At 48.4% G+C, this 21,643-nt stretch carries 10 protein-coding genes; 7 read left to right on the top strand and 3 right to left on the bottom strand.

Going from position 1 to position 21,643, the window contains the following annotated elements; all coding sequences use genetic code 11:
* Positions 1 to 22: 22 nt before the first annotated feature.
* The 3 genes from ACLD6A_RS03395 to ACLD6A_RS03385 all read left to right on the top strand — a co-directional run bounded on the left by ACLD6A_RS03395 (position 23) and on the right by ACLD6A_RS03385 (position 2,234).
* Complete coding sequence (locus ACLD6A_RS03395; protein WP_410296571.1) at positions 23 to 484, top strand: Panacea domain-containing protein; 462 nt, start codon at positions 23 to 25, stop codon at positions 482 to 484.
* A 178-nt stretch (positions 485 to 662) separates the two neighbouring features.
* The gene (locus ACLD6A_RS03390) at positions 663 to 956 is read left to right on the top strand and encodes a hypothetical protein (protein WP_410313583.1); all 294 of its coding nucleotides are present in this window, start codon (positions 663 to 665) and stop codon (positions 954 to 956) included.
* Between the two features lie 114 nt (positions 957 to 1,070).
* Positions 1,071 to 2,234 (top strand): hypothetical protein, encoded by a 1,164-nt coding sequence (locus ACLD6A_RS03385; RefSeq protein ID WP_410313582.1) that lies wholly within the window; start codon positions 1,071 to 1,073, stop codon positions 2,232 to 2,234.
* 403 nt (positions 2,235 to 2,637) lie between these two features.
* On the opposite strand, the gene ACLD6A_RS03380 is transcribed toward ACLD6A_RS03385, so the two are convergent.
* Entirely contained in the window at positions 2,638 to 3,969 is a 1,332-nt protein-coding gene (locus ACLD6A_RS03380; RefSeq protein WP_410313581.1) for a helix-turn-helix domain-containing protein, read from the bottom strand.
* Positions 3,932 to 6,163: a DUF6020 family protein gene (locus ACLD6A_RS03375; RefSeq protein ID WP_410313580.1), complete on the bottom strand. Its 2,232-nt coding sequence runs from the start codon at positions 6,161 to 6,163 to the stop codon at positions 3,932 to 3,934. The genes ACLD6A_RS03380 and ACLD6A_RS03375 overlap by 38 nt, the downstream gene beginning before the upstream one ends.
* Before the next feature lie 116 nt (positions 6,164 to 6,279).
* On the opposite strand from ACLD6A_RS03375, the gene ACLD6A_RS03370 reads away from it, so the two are divergent.
* The gene (locus tag ACLD6A_RS03370; RefSeq protein ID WP_410313579.1) at positions 6,280 to 7,170 is read left to right on the top strand and encodes a biotin--[acetyl-CoA-carboxylase] ligase; all 891 of its coding nucleotides are present in this window, start codon (positions 6,280 to 6,282) and stop codon (positions 7,168 to 7,170) included.
* Positions 7,171 to 7,447: 277 nt separating this feature from the next.
* Here the strand turns inward: ACLD6A_RS03370 and ACLD6A_RS03365 are convergent, their stop codons facing one another.
* The gene (locus ACLD6A_RS03365) at positions 7,448 to 8,104 is read right to left on the bottom strand and encodes a biotin transporter BioY (RefSeq protein ID WP_019261143.1); all 657 of its coding nucleotides are present in this window, start codon (positions 8,102 to 8,104) and stop codon (positions 7,448 to 7,450) included.
* A 219-nt stretch (positions 8,105 to 8,323) separates the two neighbouring features.
* Between ACLD6A_RS03365 and ACLD6A_RS03360 the strand changes: the two genes are divergently transcribed.
* The 3 genes from ACLD6A_RS03360 (at position 8,324) to ACLD6A_RS03350 (ending at position 21,553) form a co-directional block, all read left to right on the top strand.
* Positions 8,324 to 10,252 (top strand): biotin carboxylase N-terminal domain-containing protein, encoded by a 1,929-nt coding sequence (locus tag ACLD6A_RS03360; RefSeq protein ID WP_102694519.1) that lies wholly within the window; start codon positions 8,324 to 8,326, stop codon positions 10,250 to 10,252.
* A complete protein-coding gene (locus tag ACLD6A_RS03355) occupies positions 10,249 to 11,895 on the top strand; it encodes an acyl-CoA carboxylase subunit beta (protein ID WP_004133732.1) in 1,647 nt (548 codons plus the stop codon). Before ACLD6A_RS03360 ends, ACLD6A_RS03355 begins: the two co-directional genes overlap by 4 nt.
* Positions 11,896 to 11,992: 97 nt before the next feature.
* Positions 11,993 to 21,553, top strand: a complete 9,561-nt coding sequence (locus ACLD6A_RS03350) for a fatty acid synthase subunit beta domain-containing protein (protein WP_410313578.1) — start codon at positions 11,993 to 11,995, stop codon at positions 21,551 to 21,553.
* Positions 21,554 to 21,643: the final 90 nt, after the last annotated feature.

The following is a 21,643-nucleotide window of genomic DNA, read 5'->3' as shown; positions in this document are numbered from 1 at the left end:
GTTTTATAAAAGGGAGGTGCGTATGACAACAATCTTTAATGTGGCATCGTACATCCTTGATATTACTGGAACTATTACCACTATGAAGCTGCAGAAGCTAGCTTACTATTCGCAAGCGTATTCTTTGGCGATTAAAGGATGTCCGTTATTTAACGAGGATTTTCAGGCATGGAGGAATGGTCCTGTTTGCCCAGAATTATTCGCATTGCATCGTGGTAAGTTTTTGATTCGTAAAGGTGAGCTTGTACTTCCAAATACTGAGAAACTTCAGGATAATTCTTTAACGGATGACCAAAAGATTCTTGTGGAAAAGGTATGCGAAAAGTTTGCTGGATATTCTGGTAGTGATTTGAGCGCTATGACGCATAATGAAGATCCATGGAAGAATGCTTATGATGGTGCTAATGGTTCGGCAATATGCGTTCAAAAAATTACTAAAGATTCTTTGAAAGACTACTATTCAACTCATAATTTTTTGCGGTAAGCGCTGTGCAGTAGGAGATGTGCAGTAAGAGCTGTGTAGTAAGTGCTGCATTTTCTATATGTAACACGCTTCTACTTATGCTGTATCTAAGCAACCTAAACTGCTCAGCTGTGAGTAGTTTAGGTCGCTTTTGCGGAAGATTCCGACCTAAACAGCGCAGGCTTGAGTAGTTTTGGTCGTGAGTGAAGGCGGGTCTCCGCGTGTAGCGCACGGCGTGTCGCGGGGAAAGTGGCGGTTTTTCAAGGCTTTGCGGGCGGCGCGGGGGAGCGGCGGCGAGTTTCCTGAGAGTTTTCTGAGAAAAATCTTTGAAAATCGTGAAATAGTATTTTTTACGATTAAACAGTGTTGTTTAGCGTATTTTTTATGGTTTTACGCGCTTTTACTGGAATATTTTTGTAATTTTGATGATATTTTCTTTGTTGGACGCTTGTTTTTGCTCTTGACTTTTGCGAACGGGGGGGGGGTATGTTAAATAGCAAGCGCCGGTCAGTCCTAGTTTGACAGGCGTGTGTAGCTCCGCTTGGAGCTGCATAGCAAATTTTTCTTCGTGTACCTAGCACGAAGGAGAAGAAGAAAGGAAAATATTATGTTGAATAAGAAGGCTATCGCCGCACTCGCTGCTGGCGCCACCCTCGTTTCCGGCTTGGCTTTTGCTGCTCCAGCAATGGCTGCTGATCCTGATTTCAGCCCTCTTCTTGTGCAAGATGTTAATGCTGCTAAGGTTGAGGCTGCTAAGAAGGCTCTCGAGAAGGATCAGAAGGCTCTCGATGATGCTAAGAAGGCTCTTGAGAAGGCTCAGAAGGAATTGAAGACTGCTGAGGCTGATGAGCAGGCTAAGAAGGTTGCTCTTGATAACGCCGAGGAAGCTAAGAAGGCTGATGCTAAGACTGCTTACGAGCAGGCTCAGGCTGCAACCAAGGCTAAGAAAGAAGCTGTCACTAAGGCTCAGAACGATGTCACTAATGCTCAGAATAAGGTTGATTCTGATAATGATGTGATTAATGCTGGTAAGCCATCTAGCACCACTCCAACCACCCCAACCACCCCAACCACTCCAAAGAATGATAAGAAGATTGATCTTATTAATCTTTTGAATGGTGGCGATGAACCATCTGGCGCTACCATGGTTTCCCCACTTGGTACCAGCACTCTTTACACCAACTACAAGGGTTTGACTGCTGAACTTATCAAGAAGGGTATCACCAACGTTGCTGCTTACGATGCTCTTCTCGACAAGCTCGAGTTCGGTTTGAAGCAGTCCGGTTGGGCTAACATCATTAAGAACTTCGGTGGCGACAACTGCGCTTACTTGGGTAAGCTTCGTCGTCAGCTCCAGAAGGCTGTAAAGCACTACGGCCACGTTGAGGCTGCTGTGAAGGATATCCTTGCAGAGCTTAACGAGGATTACAAGGATGCTAAGGCTGCTGAGGATTGGGATGCAGCTAAGGTAATCAAGGGTAAGATTGCTCAGGCTAAGGGCTTGCTTGAGGTTGCTCATCACAACCGCACTCGCGCTGAAGCTATCTTGGATTCCGCTAATGATCACGCTCGCGATTTGAGCTGCGATACTGGCGCCAAGGATGTCTTGAAGGCTCTCAAGGGTGCTAAGGCCGACAAGAAGGCTGACAAGAAGGCTGATGCTAAGAAGGCTGCTCCATTGGCTAAGACCGGTGCTGTTGTAGCTTTGGCTGCTGTTGCTGCTTCCGTGCTTGCTGGCATGGGTGTTGCTCTTCGCAAGATCCGTCACTAAGCTGTTAGCACATTAAGTGTGTTGATTGTTTAATGATTTGTGAGCGCACTGTATGTGAGTATGGTGCGCTCACTTGTTAAATCTTTCACTCAACGTGCTGCAAGTGCTTTGTACTTTTGCGGCGGGTTTGCTTTCGGGCTTTTGCATAATTCTACTGTTTTGCCAAATCTCTTTCTTTACAGTGTGATTATGTGCGGTTCGTCAGCGTAACTGTTGAGTGTAGGCCGGTTCTGTTTATTAGGGAAAACGATCCGGTTTTTTAAAGGGCTTGGGCTTGGCACTGTAGGGGTGCTATCTCCAAGCCTTTTCTTTATGCTTTGTTTCCGCGCGACTTTATTTTTTTTTACATGCTTTATTTTCGCGTGACTTTGTTTCCGCGCGCTTTTATTTGCGCGCGCATCGTTTAGTGCGAATCGCGAATGCGACCAATTGTTATTGCCGTTTGCAGAACGTAAGCTGCGCGCGGATCAGTTGCATCCCAACCTGTAGTTTGCGCAACCTTACGCAAACGATATCTCACAGTATTTGGATGCACATTCAGCTCGTGCGCAGTCTGATCAAGAGCGCCGCCAAAACGCAAGAACATATCAATCGTTTCAAGAGTTGGATCATCACTACTGTATGGCGCCAAACTTTGATACACCTTGTTATACAAAGTATTAAAAGCAGTAGAATCGCCAATAAGCGCGCGTTCTGGAAGCACGTCATCAGTATGAATAACCTGTGGCAAATGTTTAATCGCCGGCGCAACAGCAATCGACGCAAGAGTTGCGGTAAGTTCGGAAGAAATCTCACTAACTCCTTCAACTAAACTACTTACGCAAATAGGCTTTTTAGAAGGAGCAAACACGCTGCAAATCTTCTCTAAAGCTTGTTCGCTAGGCTCTTCGCGCACAGCAAGCAGAATAATATGCGAAGGTGTTGCAAAAGTAGCGGAATTATTAGTGTTTAAAGCAGCGGAATTATTAGTAGTTTTAGCAAAAGACTTAGTTGCTTGCCAGGCTTTAGAAATGCGTTGCAATGCGCTACTTTGCACGCGCTCAACAATAGCGTCGTATGCGTTGCAGCTGCCGAGTTGCGGCCAAATATTGCGACGTAAGGCATCTGTGTTGTCGGCAGGAGCTACGGGAGCTGGTTTTCGATTTGGGCCGTCGTCCGGAGTGATTTCTTTGCCAAAAGTTCCGGCAATAATAACTATTTTTGGAAAGTCGGGCCACTGAAGTAAATGCATAAAAGCGTTAATTCTAGAATCGCAAATGCCGTTCATTAAGCAAGTTGCAATTAAAGTGTGCAGACGAAGGCGCATAGCTGAGTCGAAAATTTGGCCGTCGCGAGTGTCAAAAATGCCAAAGTCGGTGGATTTAGGAGCGCTAGGTAGGGGAGTAAAATGCGGGGCGGAGTTTGCGGAAGATTGAGTATCTTTGACTTTAGCGTCTTTGCTTTTATTATCTTTGTTCTGATTTGCAGAAAGCCTATGCCACAAATGGTGACGATGCTTTTCTTCATTAGATTTGGTTTCTGCAATAGCATTTTCAGTCTGATTGGTTGCAGTCTGATTGGTTTCAGACTTATTGGTTTCAGGCTGATTTGTTTCAGGCTGGTTAGTTTTAGGTTGATTAGTTTCGTAAGATTGCACGCTGGCTAGAAGCGAGAGAAAATCAAGATCTTCAGAAGGTACGAGTGAAGCGCGCTCGCTGCTATTTTGCGCAAACTGCTGTGTATGCTTCTCGTCCATCTTGTGCCTTTAACTCTAAACATTCTTTACCATTATAGCGCGTGCGAGTAGAAGTATCTCTCCAAAAAGTAAGAGCAACAAAGCAGAAAGCAAAAGCAATAGGCAGCATGTGACGCTCAAAATTATTCGCAGGTGCCAAAATCATTACTCCAATAAGCAAAGCCAAAGGCATATGCCACAAAACCGTGCGCCAGCGGCGAAGAATAATTTCCGCAACCCCAATCAGCAGCGTTGCAATAACAAAAGTATTTCCGTGAATAGGCCAGCCGATAACTGGAATATCGCTCCAAGTGCTTATGGAATCTGCAAAGTCTGTGCGGAACTGAGGATTCCAGTAGCGAATCCAATCGGAATTGCGAATATTATCCGTGTCAATATAGTATTCTGGACCAACGTATGGGCGGTCAAAAATATCGAAATAGCCGTAAGATTTCGCAAGAAAAGCATCCGTTGCCACAAGCGGACTATGCGTTACCATTTGCCACCATGCAGTATTTAATTTGCTAATATTTTCGCGACTAACGTAGCGCCAACGGTAACTTACCTTCTTTGACTGCAATCCGGAAGATTTCACAGGGTCGGCATCGTAAGGCTTGTATGCTTCGGCGGTCTGATCGAGGTTAAAAATAGGTGCAATAATACGTTTTGCGCTTTTTGGAATGCTGTGTGGGTCTAGTTTCGCAATGCGCGCGATTTGTTGCAATTGCACGCCGCGGCTTTCAATAGGATCGCCATTAATAATTGCGCCACTGGAAATAAGAAGTAGCAGAGCGCCGTGAATAATAATCGTTGGAAGTAAAATAGTGCAGATCCACAGACGCCAGCGTTTGTGCATGAATATAAGCAGAAGCACGCATTGTATAAGTAGAATATACCATGCATATTTTGCGGCAATAAGCATAACGCATACAGAAATAAGAAGCTCTAAAACGGTGTGCCAATTGGGTTTTGTGTAGTTTTGTGTAGTTTTGCTGGAGGTTGAGTATGCGTTGCTTGTGTTTGAATATATGCTGCTGAGTTCATAATTTATGCCGAACCACCACAGGAATGCGAAGGCAAAAAGTGGCGATTTTGTGAGCGCAATTGTGGAGCACACAACAAGCGGGCTTAGCAAGAACATTAGTAAGACGGCAAATCTTGCGAACGTTGGGGTTTGCTGGGTTTGCTGCGATTGTGTGGATTGTTGTGATTGTTGCGCTTGTTGTGCTTGCGCAATTTTTAGCCAAGGTCTATTTAAGAAGCGATTCGCGCTCGCTGCAACGCACCAAGCTGCAAATACAAACTGTATAAAAGCTAAAAGTATAATTCCGGCATCGTTAGAATCGGTAAAATATCGTGAAACTGCGGTTGTAGCACCGTAAATAACGGTTAGCACAATGTTGTGCTGATCGGTTAAATACGTTGGCTTCGAAGGCCAAAGGTAGTGAGCTGTGGGGTAAATGTCCATTGGAACGAAGCTAAAGAAGCCAATATAGGGCTGATTTAAGCCGGTAACCTGATTCCAAGCCCAACTGTACTCGCGAATTTGCGAGCAGATGTCGGCGCCGTACGCTGCAAGCAAAGTGACCGGAGCCCAAAGCCAGCCTAGGAAGAAAGTGAGGAAAAGATTGCGGCGGTTTCGTGTGGAATGCTTAATAAACCAGAGCGCTGCGTTATAAAAACGCTTAGAAATGTTGCGAATTAGGCGGCAGATTGCGGATGCGCGGTGCTTTTTGATTTTGCGATTGGCTGTGTTTTCGCTTTTGGTTTCGTCGGTTTTTTCGTCTGTTTTTTCGACAGTTTTCTTGTTTGTTTTCTCTGCGTTATTCTTGTGCTTTTTTCTAAAAATCGACTTAATCCATGCCCCAAAACGGCTGTATTGCTTAGGAAAAGCCGCATGCTTGCCGTAATAAACAATCGTCCACAAAATAATCGCGTATATTGCGAACGCGGCAATAAAAATCAGCGCATTGATCCAAGAAAAATCAGTAATAGAGCCTAAATGAACCTTAATATCTTGGTTACGAAAGATTGGGCCGAGGCTTGTGCAAAGTGCAAGAATAAAGCAAAGTATGGTGGAAAGTGCAGCGCATGCTATGCGGAAACATTTTCCGTGTAATTTTACGGCGTTTGTTTCCGTTTCGGCAGATTCGCAGGATTCGCTACGCGTGCTACGTGCGTCATTTGTGCTACGTGTGCTACGTGCGCTATTCATAATCAACACCTGCTTAAAAAATTTAATAAAACTGCACATATGCTTATTAAATCTGGCTTGTCTGTACATTCCGACGCACCAAAGCATAAGCATATAATCTGATGTAAATTATACCTATGACTACTTTTTCTTCGCAAAGTGTGGCATTGATGCCGCGCACGTCAAATGTAGCAGATTTAGTAAAATATTTCGCAATTACGGATTCTACGCAAAATATTGCGCGCGAAATCATACAAAAAAGCGAAATAATTTCGCGAGATGACGGAAAACCAACAATATTTGCGATTGTTGCAGACGAGCAAACAGCTGGTCGCGGCAGGCTTGGACGCGCGTGGGTGAGTAGGCCTGGGGAAAGTTTTTTGGTATCTTTCGTAACTTTGCTGCCAAAAACTATAGTTATGGACGAAAGTAGAAACGGCTGGTTGCCAATAATTGCAGGGCTTTCGGCGCGAGATGCTCTGCTGGAAACGTTCCGAGAATATAAGAGTTCACCGATTCATGCGGATGCATGTGCGCTTAAACTTAAATGGCCAAACGACGTATTTTTGCACGACTGCAAAGAGGGCGGAATTTTAACAGAAATTGTGGCTGATCCAAGCAAGGATGATGTTGTTGGAGTAGTTTTTGGAATCGGATTGAATTTGCACGTGCCGCAAGAAGTATTGCCGATTAAGATGGCAACTTCGCTGCAAATGCACATGACTGGGCTGCCGGAAGCTACGGAATTGCGCGATGCGATTGCTGCAAAAATCGTTACTGGATTGCGAGTGAGATTATGCGATTTTATTCGTGATTATCCAAGTAATTGCGCCGGTTTACTTAAGGAGCTAAGCGATGTGTGCTGGACGCTTGGTCGCAAAGTGAACGTGCATCCGGTTGATGGAAGCTTGGTGACTGGAACGGCTGTGAGAATTGGGGAGGATGCGTCTCTTACGATTCGCAAAGATTCCGGCGAGGAGATTGTGGTAAAAAGCGGCGATGTGCAGGCCGTTGCGCACGAAGAGTGAGTTTAAGTAAAAAACGCTCCAAACGCGAGATGGATTCCCCACGTTTGGAGCGATACGCCAGACCAAAGCCTCCAAACGCGAGATAAATTCCCCGCATTTGGAGGGTTTTGCGGCCACGAACGCTCCAAACGCGAGACAAGTTGCGCACGTTTGGAGTGCTACGCAACAGTAAACGCTCCAAACATGAGATAGATTCCCCACGTTTGGAGCGTTGTGGTGAGTTAAACGCTCCAAACGCGAGACGACTATCTCGCATTTGGAGCGTTACGTTTATTCGTTACGCGCGCTTTTTGTTAAGTGCGTTGTACAAGCCGGAGCAAGCCGCGCTCGCAACAAAAGCCTTAATCAAATCGCCAATCATGAAGATAATTAAGGTTGCTGCAGCAGTAGAAAGCGGCATGCCGGTAAGTAAGCTCTGACCAAAAATGCCGAATGCGTAAATCACAATCGTGCCGATTATGGAAGCAACTGAGTAGGTGCAGAAGCGTGCGAAAGTCTTCTTAAATGAGCGTTCTGGCATCATTGCGTCAAGAGCAACGTCGAATACGCGCTTCAAAGCGGCAGTTGCAGCCACGCCAAAAATAAAGCCAACGAGGAAGCCAGCAGTAGGACCTACGAATACGGCCCAGCCGCCCTTAAATCCAGCGAACACAGGCAAACCTGCAGCGCCCAAAGCTAAATACATTACAACGGAAGCAACGCCCTTGCGCCAGCTCAAAGTCAAACCAATAATGCACAAAACAAGAGTCTGCAACGTAATCGGCACAGGAGTAATAGGCAAATAAATTGCGCCTGCCATAGTAGAAAGTGCCAAAAGCGCGGTTAGAAGAACCGGCTTAGCAAGCCAAGTTGCGGCTGCCTTTACTTTACTAACGGTTGCATTAGATGCTGCGGTTGCAGTTGTTGCTGCATTATTTTGATTCATGTTAGTCATGAAAACCTTCTTTTGGTTATTGCCGGCATGCTTTGAGTAGTTTGCAACTTAAGTAATTCGCTACTCAAGACTTAAGTCTTTGCCGGCTGTTTTCCGTTTCGCTAATCACAATACGTGCCACAAAAATCATGTGCATTGGAGAAGTGTACAAAATTTTGCTCTAGCTTTTGTGTATGTCGGCTCATACGCAAACGCAACTTTTCTAATATCTTGTAACGTATGGTTACGAATATCAAAAAAATTCTCATCGCAAACCGCGGTGAAATCGCCTTGCGAGTTATTCGCACGGCTCACGAAATGGGCATTTCTACCGTTGCAATTTATGCGCCGACTGATCGAAACGCGCAGTTTGTAGAAATGGCAGACGAAGCGTACGCACTTTCCGGAGACACGTATCGCGACACTTATTTAAACGAAGATGCAATTCTTGACATTATTAAAAGAAGCGGCACGGATGCTGTGCACCCTGGCTATGGTTTCCTTTCGGAAGTTGCGTCTTTTGCTAAGAAAGTCAACGATGCTGGGGTTATTTGGATTGGTCCGCGCCCGGAAGCGCTTATTGATTTGGGAGATAAGATCACGGCTCGCCGCGTGGCAGTTCGCGCGAAAGTGCCGCCAGTTCCAGGCATTTCGGAGCCTGTAAAAGATATTCGAGAACTTTTAACTTTTGCACAAACTCACGGCTATCCGGTGATGATGAAGCGCACGGATGGCGGCGGCGGACGCGGCATTACAGTCGTTCGTAACGACGACGAGTTGCGCGGCTTTTACATGAATCACGACGCTTTGCAGGGCGGCGACTTAGACGAATATTTTATTGAGCGTTTTATTGACAAAGCTCGCCACGTTGAAACGCAGTGCGGCCGTGACGCTCACGGAAATTTCACCGTATATTCCACGCGCGATTGCTCGGTGCAGCGCCGAAACCAAAAGCTGGTTGAGGAAGCTCCGGCACCGTTCTTGACTGACGATGAAAAAGATCAGCTTTACCGATATTCTCGTAACCTATTTGAAGCTGTTGACTACGTTGGTCTTGGCACGTGCGAATATATGGTGACTTCTCAGCATAAAGTCTACTTCTTGGAAGTTAATCCGCGATTGCAAGTTGAGCACACGGTTAGTGAGGAAGTTAGCGGGCTTGATTTGGTGCGCGAGCAGCTCAATATTGCTGACGGCGGCGAGTTGACTAAAGATCCAGAGCCTCGCGGACACAGCTTCGAGCTTCGCATTACTTCGGAAGATCCTGCTACGAATTTGACTCCAAGCTCTGGCACTTTGACGAAGATTAAATGGCCTTCCGGCCCTGGTATTCGAGTCGATTTTGGTGTTGAAGTTGGAGACAATATTTCTCCAAAATTCGATTCCATGATGGGCAAGCTTATTATTACTGCGCAAAGTCGCGAAACTGCTGTTGCTCGCGTGCGTCGCGCTTTGAAGGAACTTTGTATTGAGGGCGTGCCAACTCCTGCGAAACTTTTTGAGCAGATTTTTAACGACCCTGAGTTTACTGCGGAAAATCACAGTTTTGACGTGTCTACTAAGTGGATGGAACGCAAATATTTGAACCGCGTTCCTGCAGCTTCCTTGGGTGGTCAGCCGGCTTCGCTTGTTTCTGGAAAGTCTGCGGATGAATCCGAAAATAAGCAGCCTGCAATGGAATCCTTCATTATTGAGGTTGATAATAAGCGCGTAAAGCTTACAATTCCGCAAGATATTGTTGATAATTTGACCGGTTCGGCTAGAGTTCGTAGCGTTTCTAGGGCTTCACAGCCTTTGCGCGGACGTTCTTTGCGCGGTAGCACTCACAAATCTGAAGAACAAAAGCAGATTCCAGGCGTAATTGCAGCCCCTATGCAAGCTGTTATTACGCGCGTGAATGTGGCTGAAGGCCAGCAGGTTGCCAAGGGTGATTTGCTTGTGGTGCTTGAGTCTATGAAGATGGAAAATTACGTTTACGCGCCGGCTGCAGGCACTGTTACTGGAATTTTTGTTGGGCCTGGAGATGGCGTTGAATCTGGCGCAAAGCTTGTGACGATTAATCTTGCTGGAGATAAAAGCGCGGATAAGAGCGCAGATAAATCTTCCGAAAAATCCTCAGAAAAATCTTCCGAAAAAAGCGCTGAAAAGCCGGAAGGAGAGCAGAAATGAGCACTTTAGCAAAAGAAAAGTCTGAAACTTATAAAACTGCTGAAACTTCTGAAATTTCGGAGAAAAGTGTGAATAATTCTGACGCAGCAAACTTGCAGCCTCGTCGCGGCAAGGCTGCTGTTCAGCACGCAGCACAACTTGCGCGTGACGCAGAACAAAAAGCTTTAGAGCGTCAGCACGCAAAAGGTAAAAGCACTGCTCGCGAGCGTCTTGACCTGCTTTTTGACACAGGCTCCTTCGTGGAAATCGGCCGCTTTAACGGCGGTGACATAAATAACGACGTTGCCGGATGCGCTGTAATCACCGGTTTTGGCGAAGTTTATGGCAGAAAAGTTGCCGTTTATGCACAAGACTTTTCTGTTCGCGGCGGAACTTTAGGCAAAGCGGAAGGCGAGAAAATCTGCCATCTTTTAGACATGGCTGTTGAACTTCGCGTGCCAGTTGTTGCCGTAATTGATTCCGGTGGCGCTCGCATTCAGGAAGGCGTTAGCGCGCTTATGCAATACGGTCGCATCTTCAAAAAAACTTGCGAAGCGAGCGGCTTAATTCCGCAAATCTCCATTATTCTTGGACCTTGCGCTGGCGGTGCTGTGTATTGCCCTGCGTTGACGGATTTGATTATTATGACTCGCGAGCACTCAAACATGTTCGTAACTGGCCCGGATGTTGTTAAAGCTGCAACCGGCGAGGCTATTAGTATGGACGATTTGGGCGGCGGCCTTGTGCATAACGCAACTTCCGGTGTTGCTCACTATTTGGGTGAAGATGAAGCGGACGCAATTGACTACGCGCGCACAGTTTTGGCCTATTTGCCATCTAGCTGCGAGGTTGATCCTCCAACTTTTGCTTATGCTGCAACGCGCGCGGACCGCGAAACTGCGCGAGAGTTGGCAAGTATTGTGCCAGATAACGACCGTCAGCCTTATGATGTGCTCGACGTGATTCGCCGAATTGTTGACTACGGCGAGTTTGTGCAAGTGCAAGAATTGTACGCTGCTTCTGCAGTGGTTGGTTTTGCTTGCATTGAGGGGCATCCGGTTGGAATTGTGGCAAATCAGCCGAAGGTGAACGCTGGTATTTTGGACGTAAATTCTTCCGAAAAAGTTGCGCGATTTGTGCGATTGTGCGATGCGTTTAATTTGCCGGTTGTGACTTTGGTTGACACCCCTGGCTACAAGCCTGGTTCGGATCAGGAGCATGCCGGAATTATTCGCCGAGGCGCAAAGGTGATTTACGCTTATGCGAACGCTCAAGTGCCGCTGGTTACGGTGATTTTGCGCAAGGCTTTCGGTGGAGCTTACATTGTTATGGGCTCGAAGTCGATGGGTGCGGACGTGAATTACGCGTGGCCAACAAGCCAGATTGCAGTTTTGGGTGCGCAAGGTGCTGTGAATATTATTCACCGCAAGGATTTGCAAAAAGCGAAGGAGCGCGGGCAGGATGTTGCGGCTCTTAGAAAGCAGCTGGTTGACGAATACGAAGCGACTACTGTGAACGCAAATCTTTCGCTGGAAACTGGTCAGATTGATGCAATGATCGATCCGGAGCAGACTCGCGATATGATTGCCGGCTCGCTGAAGCTTTTGCGAAGTAAAAAGCGGGTTTCCAGAACTGGAAAGCATCACGGAAATCAGCCAATGTAGAAATCTAAAGAAATCTGCATAAATTACAGAAATCGCAAAACTTATAAAACTTATAAAAATTTATAAAACTTATTCAAATCGACGAGAAGGAAATATTATGAACACCTACTTTTTCGACCAACTCGCTAATAATCCACATGCTTTAACTTTTGCGGGCCAATCAACTCCTTGGGTTGATTCTCTTAAAGAACTCGGCAAAGACGAGGAGCTAAATGCCGAGCTTCACGAGTATGAGGCTGGCGCAAAAGCTTTGCTCGCACCAATTTACGCTGAACTTTTAGCAAACGCCGGCGGAGACATAAATGTTTTCGACGCGCTTGAAAATAAGCATATTAACGCTGCAAACGCGATTCTTAGCGTGCCGGGAATTAGCTTAGCGCAACTGGGTGCTGTGCGCGACTTAACAAATCTTGGATACAACTTTGAAGTAAACAAGCCGTGCGCAGTTTTGGGTCATTCTCAAGGCGTAATCGCAGCAGAAATTGTAAAAGCGCGACTGAAAGCAAAATCTTGGCAGAAGGCTCGCGCTCAAATCGAAGAACTTCTTGCAATCGCATACTTAATTGGAGCAGCCGGGGATCGCGAATCTCGTATGCTTGAAATTACTGGAGACGGCGAGCGCACTCCAATGCTCTCGCTTAAAGGAGTTACCAAAAAGCAGGCAGAAGCGTTGATTTCCCGCGCAGAGCGCACGCGAGGAGAAATCTCAATTGCTGTTAAAAATGCTTACAATCACGTGGTTATTGCAGGCTATCCGGAAGATATGGAAGCTGTTGCAAACGAAGCGCAAAAAGAAACAAAGCGTTCGAAAAAGTTGCGCGAAATGAAAGTTCGCGGCGGAGCTGTATTTGCGCCGGTTGCCGAATATTTGGATGTTACTGTGCCATTCCATTCGCCAATGCTTCAATCCGCTGTTGAGCAGGTAGTAGAGTGGGCTAGTGAGGCCGGTTTGAACACTACAGTTGCGCGCGAATTGGCTGATGCTGTGCTTGTAACTCCTGTTGATTGGGCTGCGCAAATTGGCGAAGTTTTGGAGCAGAACGATGCGCGTTCGCTTTGGATTTTAGATATGGGCCCTAGCGAAGTGCTTGGAAAGCTTACGGGAGTGCTTGTGCAAGGTACGGGCGCTGGAGTTGTGGAAGCTGCTACAATGCGTTCTCGTGCCGAGCTTTCAACTGCAGACTCGGATTCTGAGCTGCAACGCACCGGCTGCTGGGCTGATTTTGCGCCTCGAGTAATAAACACTCCTTCCGGACGCAAAGTTCTTACTAAATTTAGCAAGCTTACCGGCAAAGCTCCTGTGCTTCTTGCTGGTATGACTCCAACAACAGTAGAGCCGGAAATCGTTGCGGCTGCAGCAAATGCAGGCTATTGGGCTGAGCTTGCTGGTGGCGGTCAGGTAACTGCGGAAGTTTTCGATCGCCATATGAAGTCGCTTGAAAATCAGCTTCGTGAAGGCGCAACTGTTGAATTTAACGCCATGTTTATGGATCGCTACTTGTGGAATTTGCAGTTTGGTTCGAAACGAATCGTAGCAAAAAAGAGGCAGTCTGGTGCTCCAATTGACGGTGTAGTTATTTCTGCTGGCATTCCAGAACTTGACGAAGCTAAGGAATTAGTAGCGTCTTTGCAAAAAGACGGATTCCCTTACGTAACGTTTAAGCCTGGAACAGTTGACCAAATTCGTCAAGTTGTGCGAATTGCTAAAGCTGTTGCTCCAGCCACGATTATTGTGCAGGTTGAAGGCGGTGCTGCAGGTGGTCACCATTCGTGGGAATCTCTTGACGATTTGCTTATGACAACTTACGCACAAGTGCGCGAATGCGAAAATTTGGTGCTTGTTGCAGGCGGTGGTATTGGCACTCCTGAGCGTGCTGCAGACTACATTTCTGGCGAGTGGGCCAATGAATACGGTTTGCCAAATATGCCTGTTGATGCTGTGATGATTGGTACAGCTGCAATGACAGCAAAAGAGGCGCACACAAGCCCTGAAGTAAAGCGTATGCTCGTTGAAACTCCGGGTATTGTGATGCCAAAAGCTTCTAGCATTGAAGGTTTTGATGAGGATCCGTTCGCACCAATGGGTGAGCGTTGGGTTCCTTCTGGCAAAGTGATTGGCGGTGTGACGAGTGGTTTAAGCCATTTGCACGCAGATATTTACGAGTTAGAAAACGCTTCTGCTCGCTGCGGTAGGTTGCTCGTTCATATGATGAAGCATCCTGAAGAGCTTGAAACTCGACGCGACGAAGTAATAGAAGCGCTTAACTCTACTGCAAAACCGTATTTTGGTGACGTTGAAAGCATGACTTACGCTCAATTTGCGCAGCGTTTCCTCGATTTGGCATACCCGTGGGTGGATCCTACTTACGCAGATCGTTATCTTCACTTATTGCAGCGAATTGAAGCGCGATTAGTGAGCCAAGATTCCGGCGAATTTACGTCGATTTTACCAACTCGTGCGCAAGTTAGCGAAAAGCCGCAAGCTGCTTTAGACGCACTTTTGCAAGCGTTGCCTCAAGCTCTAGAGATGAACGTTGTGCCAATGGATGCCGCATGGTTCCCAACTTTGGTGCGCGAATACCCGAAGCCAATGCCTTTCGTGCCAGTTATTGACAACGATTTGCTTCGCTGGTGGGGTCAAGATCAGCTTTGGCAGTCGGAAGATTCTAGATACTCGGCTGACGCTGTGCGCGTAATTCCAGGGCCTATTTCCGTGGCTGGAATTACGACTATGGATGAGCCTATTGCGGATATTCTTGGTCGCTTTGAGAAGGCTATGCTAAATCGTGCGGAAAGCGCGGAAATTGCTGGAAGTGTTGGAAGTGCGGATAATAGCGCGAAAAATAATGCAAATCAGTCTGCATTCAGCCAAATTGCAGCAGCTGCAAACGTGGAAGCTTACGTGCGCGCATGCCCGAATATTTCTTGGGTTGGTCACGTAACTGCAAATCCGGCTTATGCAAGCGCTATGGGTGACGAAAATTACGTAATTACTGTAACTTCTACAAATAACGACGTAATTTCTCTCGATTTAGATATTAAGTTAGATACTTTCTGGGATAATCAAGAAAATCAGGAAGCACAGAATGCTGCTAAAAATGCTGCTAAAAACGCTGCAAATTCAGCAAAACGCAAGCATGCAGTTCGAGATATTGTAATTCCGCTTACAGTTGACGCAAGTAAAGCTGGAAGTATTCCGGTAGTTGACCGCGAGCGTCTTCCAAAGCACGTGTACGAAATGCTTGCAGCAACCGCTGGTATTGGAAATACTGCGATTACAGGCGATGTGCTTGACGCAATGCCAAAGGTTGAAACAGTAAAAGAAGATGGCAGTTTGGCGAAATTGCCGGAAGATTTGCTGGAAGAAGGGTATAGAGATTTCCCATTCGGCTTGGTTCACTCTTCTTATACTTTCTCTCGCAATCTTGGAATTGATCACGAGTCTGCTACTGCCGGCCGATTGCCAGACGGACTTCTCGCTTCTCGCATTGTGCCAGACGCGTTAGTCGGTCCTGCTTGGCCAACAATTTACTCGGCTTTAGGCTCTGTGATGGTTGATGGCTACCCGATTATTGAAGGCTTGCTTAATGCGGTTCACTTGGATCACTTAGTTGAGCTTGATGTTGATGCTGAAGATTTCCGCAAGTATGTTGATAAGCGAATTAATTTGCTAGGCTGGGCAGAACCTTACGCAGAGTCTGCTTCCGGACGCGTTGTAACAATTCACGTTGTGCACACTGCTGCTGACGGAACTCGACTTGCGCACGAAACTGAGCGTTTTGCTATTCGTGGCCGCAGCTTTAGCAACTCTCTTCCGGAGCCTGCTGCTGAATATGGCGACGCAGAAGGCTTGCATGGCTACGAAATTGAAGACACTCCTCGCAGAGCTTTGCGCAGAGTAGTAGTTCGCGCGCCTCACGATATGACCGCTTTCGCGCGCACTTCTGGAGATTTCAACCCAATTCACACTTCTAAGCGAGGTGCCGCAATTTCCGGGCTTTCCGCACCACTCGTGCACGGAATGTGGCTGTCTGCCACCGCTCAGCACGTGGCTCAAGCTTTGGACGAAAAGGGCGCTCGCTACGAGCTAATCGGCTGGTCTTACAACATGTACGGCATGGTTCAGCTGGACGACGAAGTAGAAATCACAGTTGAGCGCGTTGGTAAAGTTCGCCGCGGCGGACTCGCTTTGGAAGTTACGTGCCGAGTTGACGGGCAAATCGTGTCTAAAGCAAGCGCACTTACTCGCGCTCCACGCGCAGCATTTGTATACCCAGGTCAGGGTATACAAAAGCAAGGAATGTCGCTGGATGAGCGCGCAAAGTCGCCTGCAGTGCGCGATACTTGGGAAAGGGCAGATAAGCTTACTCGCGAAAAGCTTGGATTCTCAATCCTCGCAGTCGTGCGCGATAATCCGAAGGAACTTACAGCTCACGGAGTAACATATCGTCACCCTGAAGGACTGCTGAATTTGACGCAATTTACGCAAGTTGCGCTCGCAACAGTAGCGTTTGCACAAACCGCGCGTTTGCGTGAATCCGGATGCGATATTTGGCCAGCTTACTTTGCCGGACACTCGCTTGGAGAATACAACGCTTTAAGCTCCTTCGCGCAGATTATTCCTCTCGAAACTGTGCTTGAATTGGTGTTCCACCGCGGGTCTACTATGCATCATTTGATTGAGCGCGACGAGAAAGGCCGCTCGAACTACCGCATGGGCGCGCTTCGACCAAACCAGTTCGGAGTTGGCGACGAAGGCGTAAACGCTTACGTTGAAGGAATTTCCAAAGCTACCGGCGAATTCTTGCAGATTGTAAATTACAATTTGGCCGGCCAGCAGTACGCAATTGCTGGAACGATTAAGGGCTTGAAGGCTTTGCAAGCAGACGCTTCTAAGCGTGCGAAAGAATACGGTGGAAAGCCGCCGTTCATGCTAGTGCCTGGAATTGACGTGCCGTTCCATTCTCGCATTCTTCGAAAGGGTGTGCCGGAGTTTCGCGATAAGCTCGATTCGCTTCTGCCAAAGTATATTGACTACTCTGTGCTTGTGGATCGCTATATTCCAAACCTCGTGGCATGCCCGTTTGAGCTTACGCGCGAGTTTGCGCAAAAGATTTTGGATGTTGTGCCATCCGAGCGTATTGAAGCAGCTTTGGAAGACGAAGCAACCTGGAAGTCTTACGCTGCTGATGAGCAGAAGCTTGGTAGATTGCTTCTTACGGAGCTGCTTTCGTGGCAGTTCGCATCTCCAGTTCGCTGGATTGAAACGCAGGCTCTTATGTTTGCCGATCGCGCTCGCGGCGGTCTTGGCGTTGAAGAGTACGTGGAAGTTGGTTTAGGAAACGCGCCAACTTTGGCAAATCTTGGTGCTAAAACTCTTGCTTTGCCGGAATTTAGTGGCGAAAAGGTAACTGTTTATAACGTTGGCCGAGATGAAGGTCGCGTTTATATGACGGACACGGATTCGCTTGTGCCGGAAGTGTTTGATGAGGAGGATAGCGCGACTGAAGCTGCACCTGCTGCAACTTCCGCTGCAACTTCTGCACCTTCTGCTCCTGCTCCTGCGGCTTCTGCTCCTGCAGCTCCTGCAGCAGCAAGCGGACCTGTAGCAGACTTGCCATTCAAAGCATCCGACGCAATCTCAATGCTTATTGCGTATAGTGCAAAAATCCGTCTTGACCAAATCGGCGACACTGATACAACTGATACGCTTACAAACGGCGTATCTTCCCGCAGAAACCAGCTTCTTATGGATATTAGTTCCGAGCTTGGCGTGGCAAGCGTGGACGGTGCTGCAGAGGCTCCAATGAGCGCATTGCGAAAGCTTGTAGACTCGGTTGCTCCGCGCTACAAGGCTTTTGGTGCCGTACTTTCCGACATTGTGCGCGAACGTTTGCGTGCGCTTTTCGGCGCTGCAGGCGTGAAGCCAGCTCAAATCGACAAGCGTATTTCGGAAGTCTGGCAGCTTGGCGAAGGCTGGCGTGCGCACGTGCTTGCAGCTTTGGTTTTGCAAACGCGTGAAGGTGCTAGCGTGCGCGGTGAAAATCTTGCGCAACTTTCTACGGATCCTGCAAAGAATACTGCTGCAGCCGACGCTTTAATCGACGCAGCAATTCAACAAGTTGCACAAGCTCACGGCGTTAGCGTTTCTCAGCCTGGTGCTGCTGGTGGTGCAGGCGGTGCTGTTGTTGATTCTGCAGCTCTTGACGCTTTCGCTCAGCAAGTTGTTGGCGCTGATGGCGTGCTTGCTGCAACAGCTAAGTTTGTGCTTTCAAAGCTTGGAATTGAAGCGCCTCAAGCAGAAAGTGAAGCTGACGAAAACGCGGCTGTTGTTGCTGCTGTTGAAGCAGAATTAGGTGCTGATTGGCCAAAGCAGGTGGAGCCTCGATTCGATGAGCGAAAGGCGATTCTTTTCGACGACCGCTGGGCTTCGGCTCGCGAAGATGTTGCGCGCTTGTACTACGAGCATGCTGTAAAGAATGTTGATATTCAGGTAACTGAAGTTTCCGAAATCTTAAATGATTTTGGTAGTTTCCTCGGTGCAGGGGAAGCTGTAGCTTCGGAAGCTGAATGGTTCGCTGGTCTCGCAAAATCGCGCGAACTCAACAATCTTGCAACAATATTTAGCGGTATTGCTCGCGATTCTCGCACTAAACTTGCGCAAAGCAACGCTGATACTGCTCAAGCAACTCGTTTTGCAGGAGAAGTTGCGGTTGTTACTGGAGTTGCACCAAACTCAATCGCTGCTCGTGTAGTAACAGGCTTGCTTAAGGGCGGTGCCACTGTTATTGCAACTTCGCACAGCTTCAAGCCGAGCGTTAAGTCTTGGGCAAAGAAAGCGTATCGCGAAAATGCTTCGATGGGCGCAAAGTTGTGGCTTGTTCCAGCAAACTTGTCTAGCTACCGCGATGTTGATGCGCTTGTAAAGTGGGTTGGCACGGTTTCGAAGAAAGTAAGCGGCGCAACTACCACAATTTTGAAGCCTGCTTACGAGCCGAGCATGTTCTTCCCGTTCGCAGCGCCTCCAGTTCACGGCACTTTGGCTGATTCCGGTTCGTTGTTTGAATCGCAATCTCGCTTAATGCTTTGGGGTGTGGAGCGCGCAATTGCTGGATTTGCGCAGATTGGAGCAGATACGGATGTGCAACATCGTATGCACGTTGTGTTACCTGGCTCTCCAAACCGCGGCATGTTTGGCGGCGACGGCGCTTACGGCGAAGTCAAGAGTGCTTTCGACGCGATTGTGAACCGTGCGCATGCAGAAAGCGTGTGGTCAGATCGCGTGACTTTCGCTCATCCAAAGATCGGTTGGGTGCGCGGAACCGGCTTAATGGGCGGAAATGATCCGTTGGTTGCTGTAGTTGAGCGTCACGGATTAACTACCTATTCTACGCAAGAAATGGCAGATCGTTTGCTTGATTTGTGCACTCGCGAGGCGCGCGAACAGGCTGCAATTGCGCCTTTGGACGTAGATTTTACGGGCGGATTAGGCAAGGAGCCTCTTGATTTGAACGTGCTTCGTGCAGAAGCGTTGGAAGATCAAAAGCGTGCTGAAGCTGCGGAAGAAGCTGTTGAAAATGCGGCGGAAGCTGCGGACGAATCTGCCGAATCTTCTGCTAAATCAACCAACAAAGCGCTCCCAACTCCTTACGTGCCAACTCAGCCGCGAGTCAACTTGTCTGATTGGAAGAACGTAACAGCTCGTCCAGAAGACGAAATCGTAATCGTATCCGTCGGTGAGCTTGGACCATGGGGTTCTGGACGTACTCGTTTCGAAGCAGAGCTTGGAATTAAGGAAGACGGTTCCGTAAAACTTTCTGCAGGAGCAGTACTGGAATTGGCTTGGAATATGGGCTTGCTCACTTGGCAAGACTCGCCAAAGCCGGGCTGGTACGATGCTGACGGCACGCTTGTTCCAGAAGAAGACATTGCAGAAAAGTATGCTGACGAAGTAGTTGCGCGCTCCGGAATTCGACCATTCGAAACCGGCATGGGCGGCGACTACAAGGAAGGCGCGAACGAAGAAGAAGCGGAAATCTTCCTCGACCACGACGTAAGCTTCAGCGTACCAACAGAAACGATTGCTCGCGAATACGTGGCGCTCGACGAAGCACACACTGCAATTGCTCGCGATGCAGAATCTGGCGAATGGACAGTTACGCGCAAGGCAGGTTCTATGATTCGCGTGCCGCGCAGGGCTGCGATGACCAGAACCGTCGGCGGACAATTCCCTAAGGGCTTTGACCCGCTCAAGTGGGGTATTCCAGCTTCGATGGTTGGAAGCGTTGACACGATTGCGTTGTGGAATATCGTCACAACCGTGGACGCTTACATTTCCGCCGGTTTCACGCCTTCGGAAATTTTGCAAGCCGTGCATCCTTCGCTTGTTGCCTCAACGCAAGGTACCGGTTTCGGTGGCATGAGCTCAATGCGAAAACTGTACTTGGATCGCTTCCTGAACCACGAAATTCCTACCGACGTGCTGCAAGAAGCGCTTCCAAACGTTGTGGCAGCGCACGTAATGCAAACTTACATCGGCGGCTACGGAAACATGGTTCAGCCGGTGTCGGCTTGCGCAACTGCAGCGGTTTCGCTCGAAGAAGGCGTCGATAAGATTGCTCTCGGCAAAGCTGACTTCGTAGTAACCGGCGCAATCGATGATATTGGCGTGGAATCTGTGGTCGGCTTCGGCAATATGAACGCAACTGCAAATAGCGAAGAAATGTATGCGAAGGGCATAAGCCCACGATTCTTCTCGCGTGCGAACGATCGCAGACGCGGCGGCTTCCTTGAGGCTCAAGGCGGCGGTACGATTTTGGTTACGCGCGGCGATATTGCTTTGAAGCTTGGCTTGCCTGTTGCTGGTGTGGTTGGTTTCATCCACTCCTACGCTGACGGCATTCACACTTCTATTCCTGCTCCGGGCTTGGGTGCTTTGGCTGCAGGCATGGGTGGAGCTAAGTCTAAGCTCGTGCGCGATTTGGCGGCGCTTGGCGTTACTCCGGACGATATTGCTGTGGTTTCTAAGCACGATACTTCTACGAATGCCAACGATCCGAACGAATCCGAGCTGCACAATACTCTTGCGCACGCAATCGGACGCACGGACGGCAATCCACTGTTCGTAATCAGCCAAAAGACGCTAACTGGACACGCAAAGGGCGGTGCGTGCATCTTCCAAATCAACGGTTTGACGCAGCTGTTTAGAACTGGCGTAATTCCGGCAAATGCGTCGCTTGATTGCGTGGATCCTAAGTTGGCGCGCGACGACCACATGGTTTGGTTGCGTGAGCCGATGCGCGTTGGTGCAGGAACAGTTAAGGCAGCGCTCGCAACTTCGCTCGGCTTCGGCCACGTGAGCGGATTCGTAGCATTGGTTCACCCTGGTGCTTTCGAAGCTGCTGTGGCTGCTGCCGATGGCACTGAGGCGCTGGAGGAGTGGCGCAAGCGTGCGAATGCGCGCTTGGCGGCCGGTCAGAGAAGGCTTGAGGAAGGCATGATGGGCCACGCGCCGCTGTTTGAGCCAGTGGAAAATCGCCACTTGCTTAAGGATGGCACGCGCCTTCCGGACGGCACTCGCTACGACGGTCACGAGGCAGAAAAGGCGATGCTGCTTAATCCTGAAGCTCGCCTTAACGCCGACGGCTACTACTGCTGAGCTGCTGGTTTAGCTGGTTTTGACTGCAAACGCCGGGGAATTTTCTCCGGCGTTTGTTGTTTTGGGACACTCGTGCAGTCGTCGCGCTGC

Source organism: Gardnerella sp. Marseille-Q9691 (genome assembly GCF_046507715.1).
Lineage (GTDB): Bacteria > Actinomycetota > Actinomycetes > Actinomycetales > Bifidobacteriaceae > Bifidobacterium > Bifidobacterium greenwoodii.
This window is presented reverse-complemented; position numbering and strand designations above follow the sequence as displayed.

Excerpts from the sequence above, each read along its gene's own strand:
- ACLD6A_RS03395 (WP_410296571.1), top strand. The coding sequence starts at position 23 with ATGACAACAATCTTTAATGTGGCATCGTACATCCTTGATATTACTGGA.
- ACLD6A_RS03385 (WP_410313582.1), top strand. The coding sequence starts at position 1,071 with ATGTTGAATAAGAAGGCTATCGCCGCACTCGCTGCTGGCGCCACCCTC.
- ACLD6A_RS03380 (WP_410313581.1), bottom strand. The coding sequence starts at position 3,969 with ATGGACGAGAAGCATACACAGCAGTTTGCGCAAAATAGCAGCGAGCGC.
- ACLD6A_RS03375 (WP_410313580.1), bottom strand. The coding sequence starts at position 6,163 with ATGAATAGCGCACGTAGCACACGTAGCACAAATGACGCACGTAGCACG.
- ACLD6A_RS03370 (WP_410313579.1), top strand. The coding sequence starts at position 6,280 with ATGACTACTTTTTCTTCGCAAAGTGTGGCATTGATGCCGCGCACGTCA.
- ACLD6A_RS03365 (WP_019261143.1), bottom strand. The coding sequence starts at position 8,104 with ATGACTAACATGAATCAAAATAATGCAGCAACAACTGCAACCGCAGCA.
- ACLD6A_RS03360 (WP_102694519.1), top strand. The coding sequence starts at position 8,324 with ATGGTTACGAATATCAAAAAAATTCTCATCGCAAACCGCGGTGAAATC.
- ACLD6A_RS03355 (WP_004133732.1), top strand. The coding sequence starts at position 10,249 with ATGAGCACTTTAGCAAAAGAAAAGTCTGAAACTTATAAAACTGCTGAA.
- ACLD6A_RS03350 (WP_410313578.1), top strand. The coding sequence starts at position 11,993 with ATGAACACCTACTTTTTCGACCAACTCGCTAATAATCCACATGCTTTA.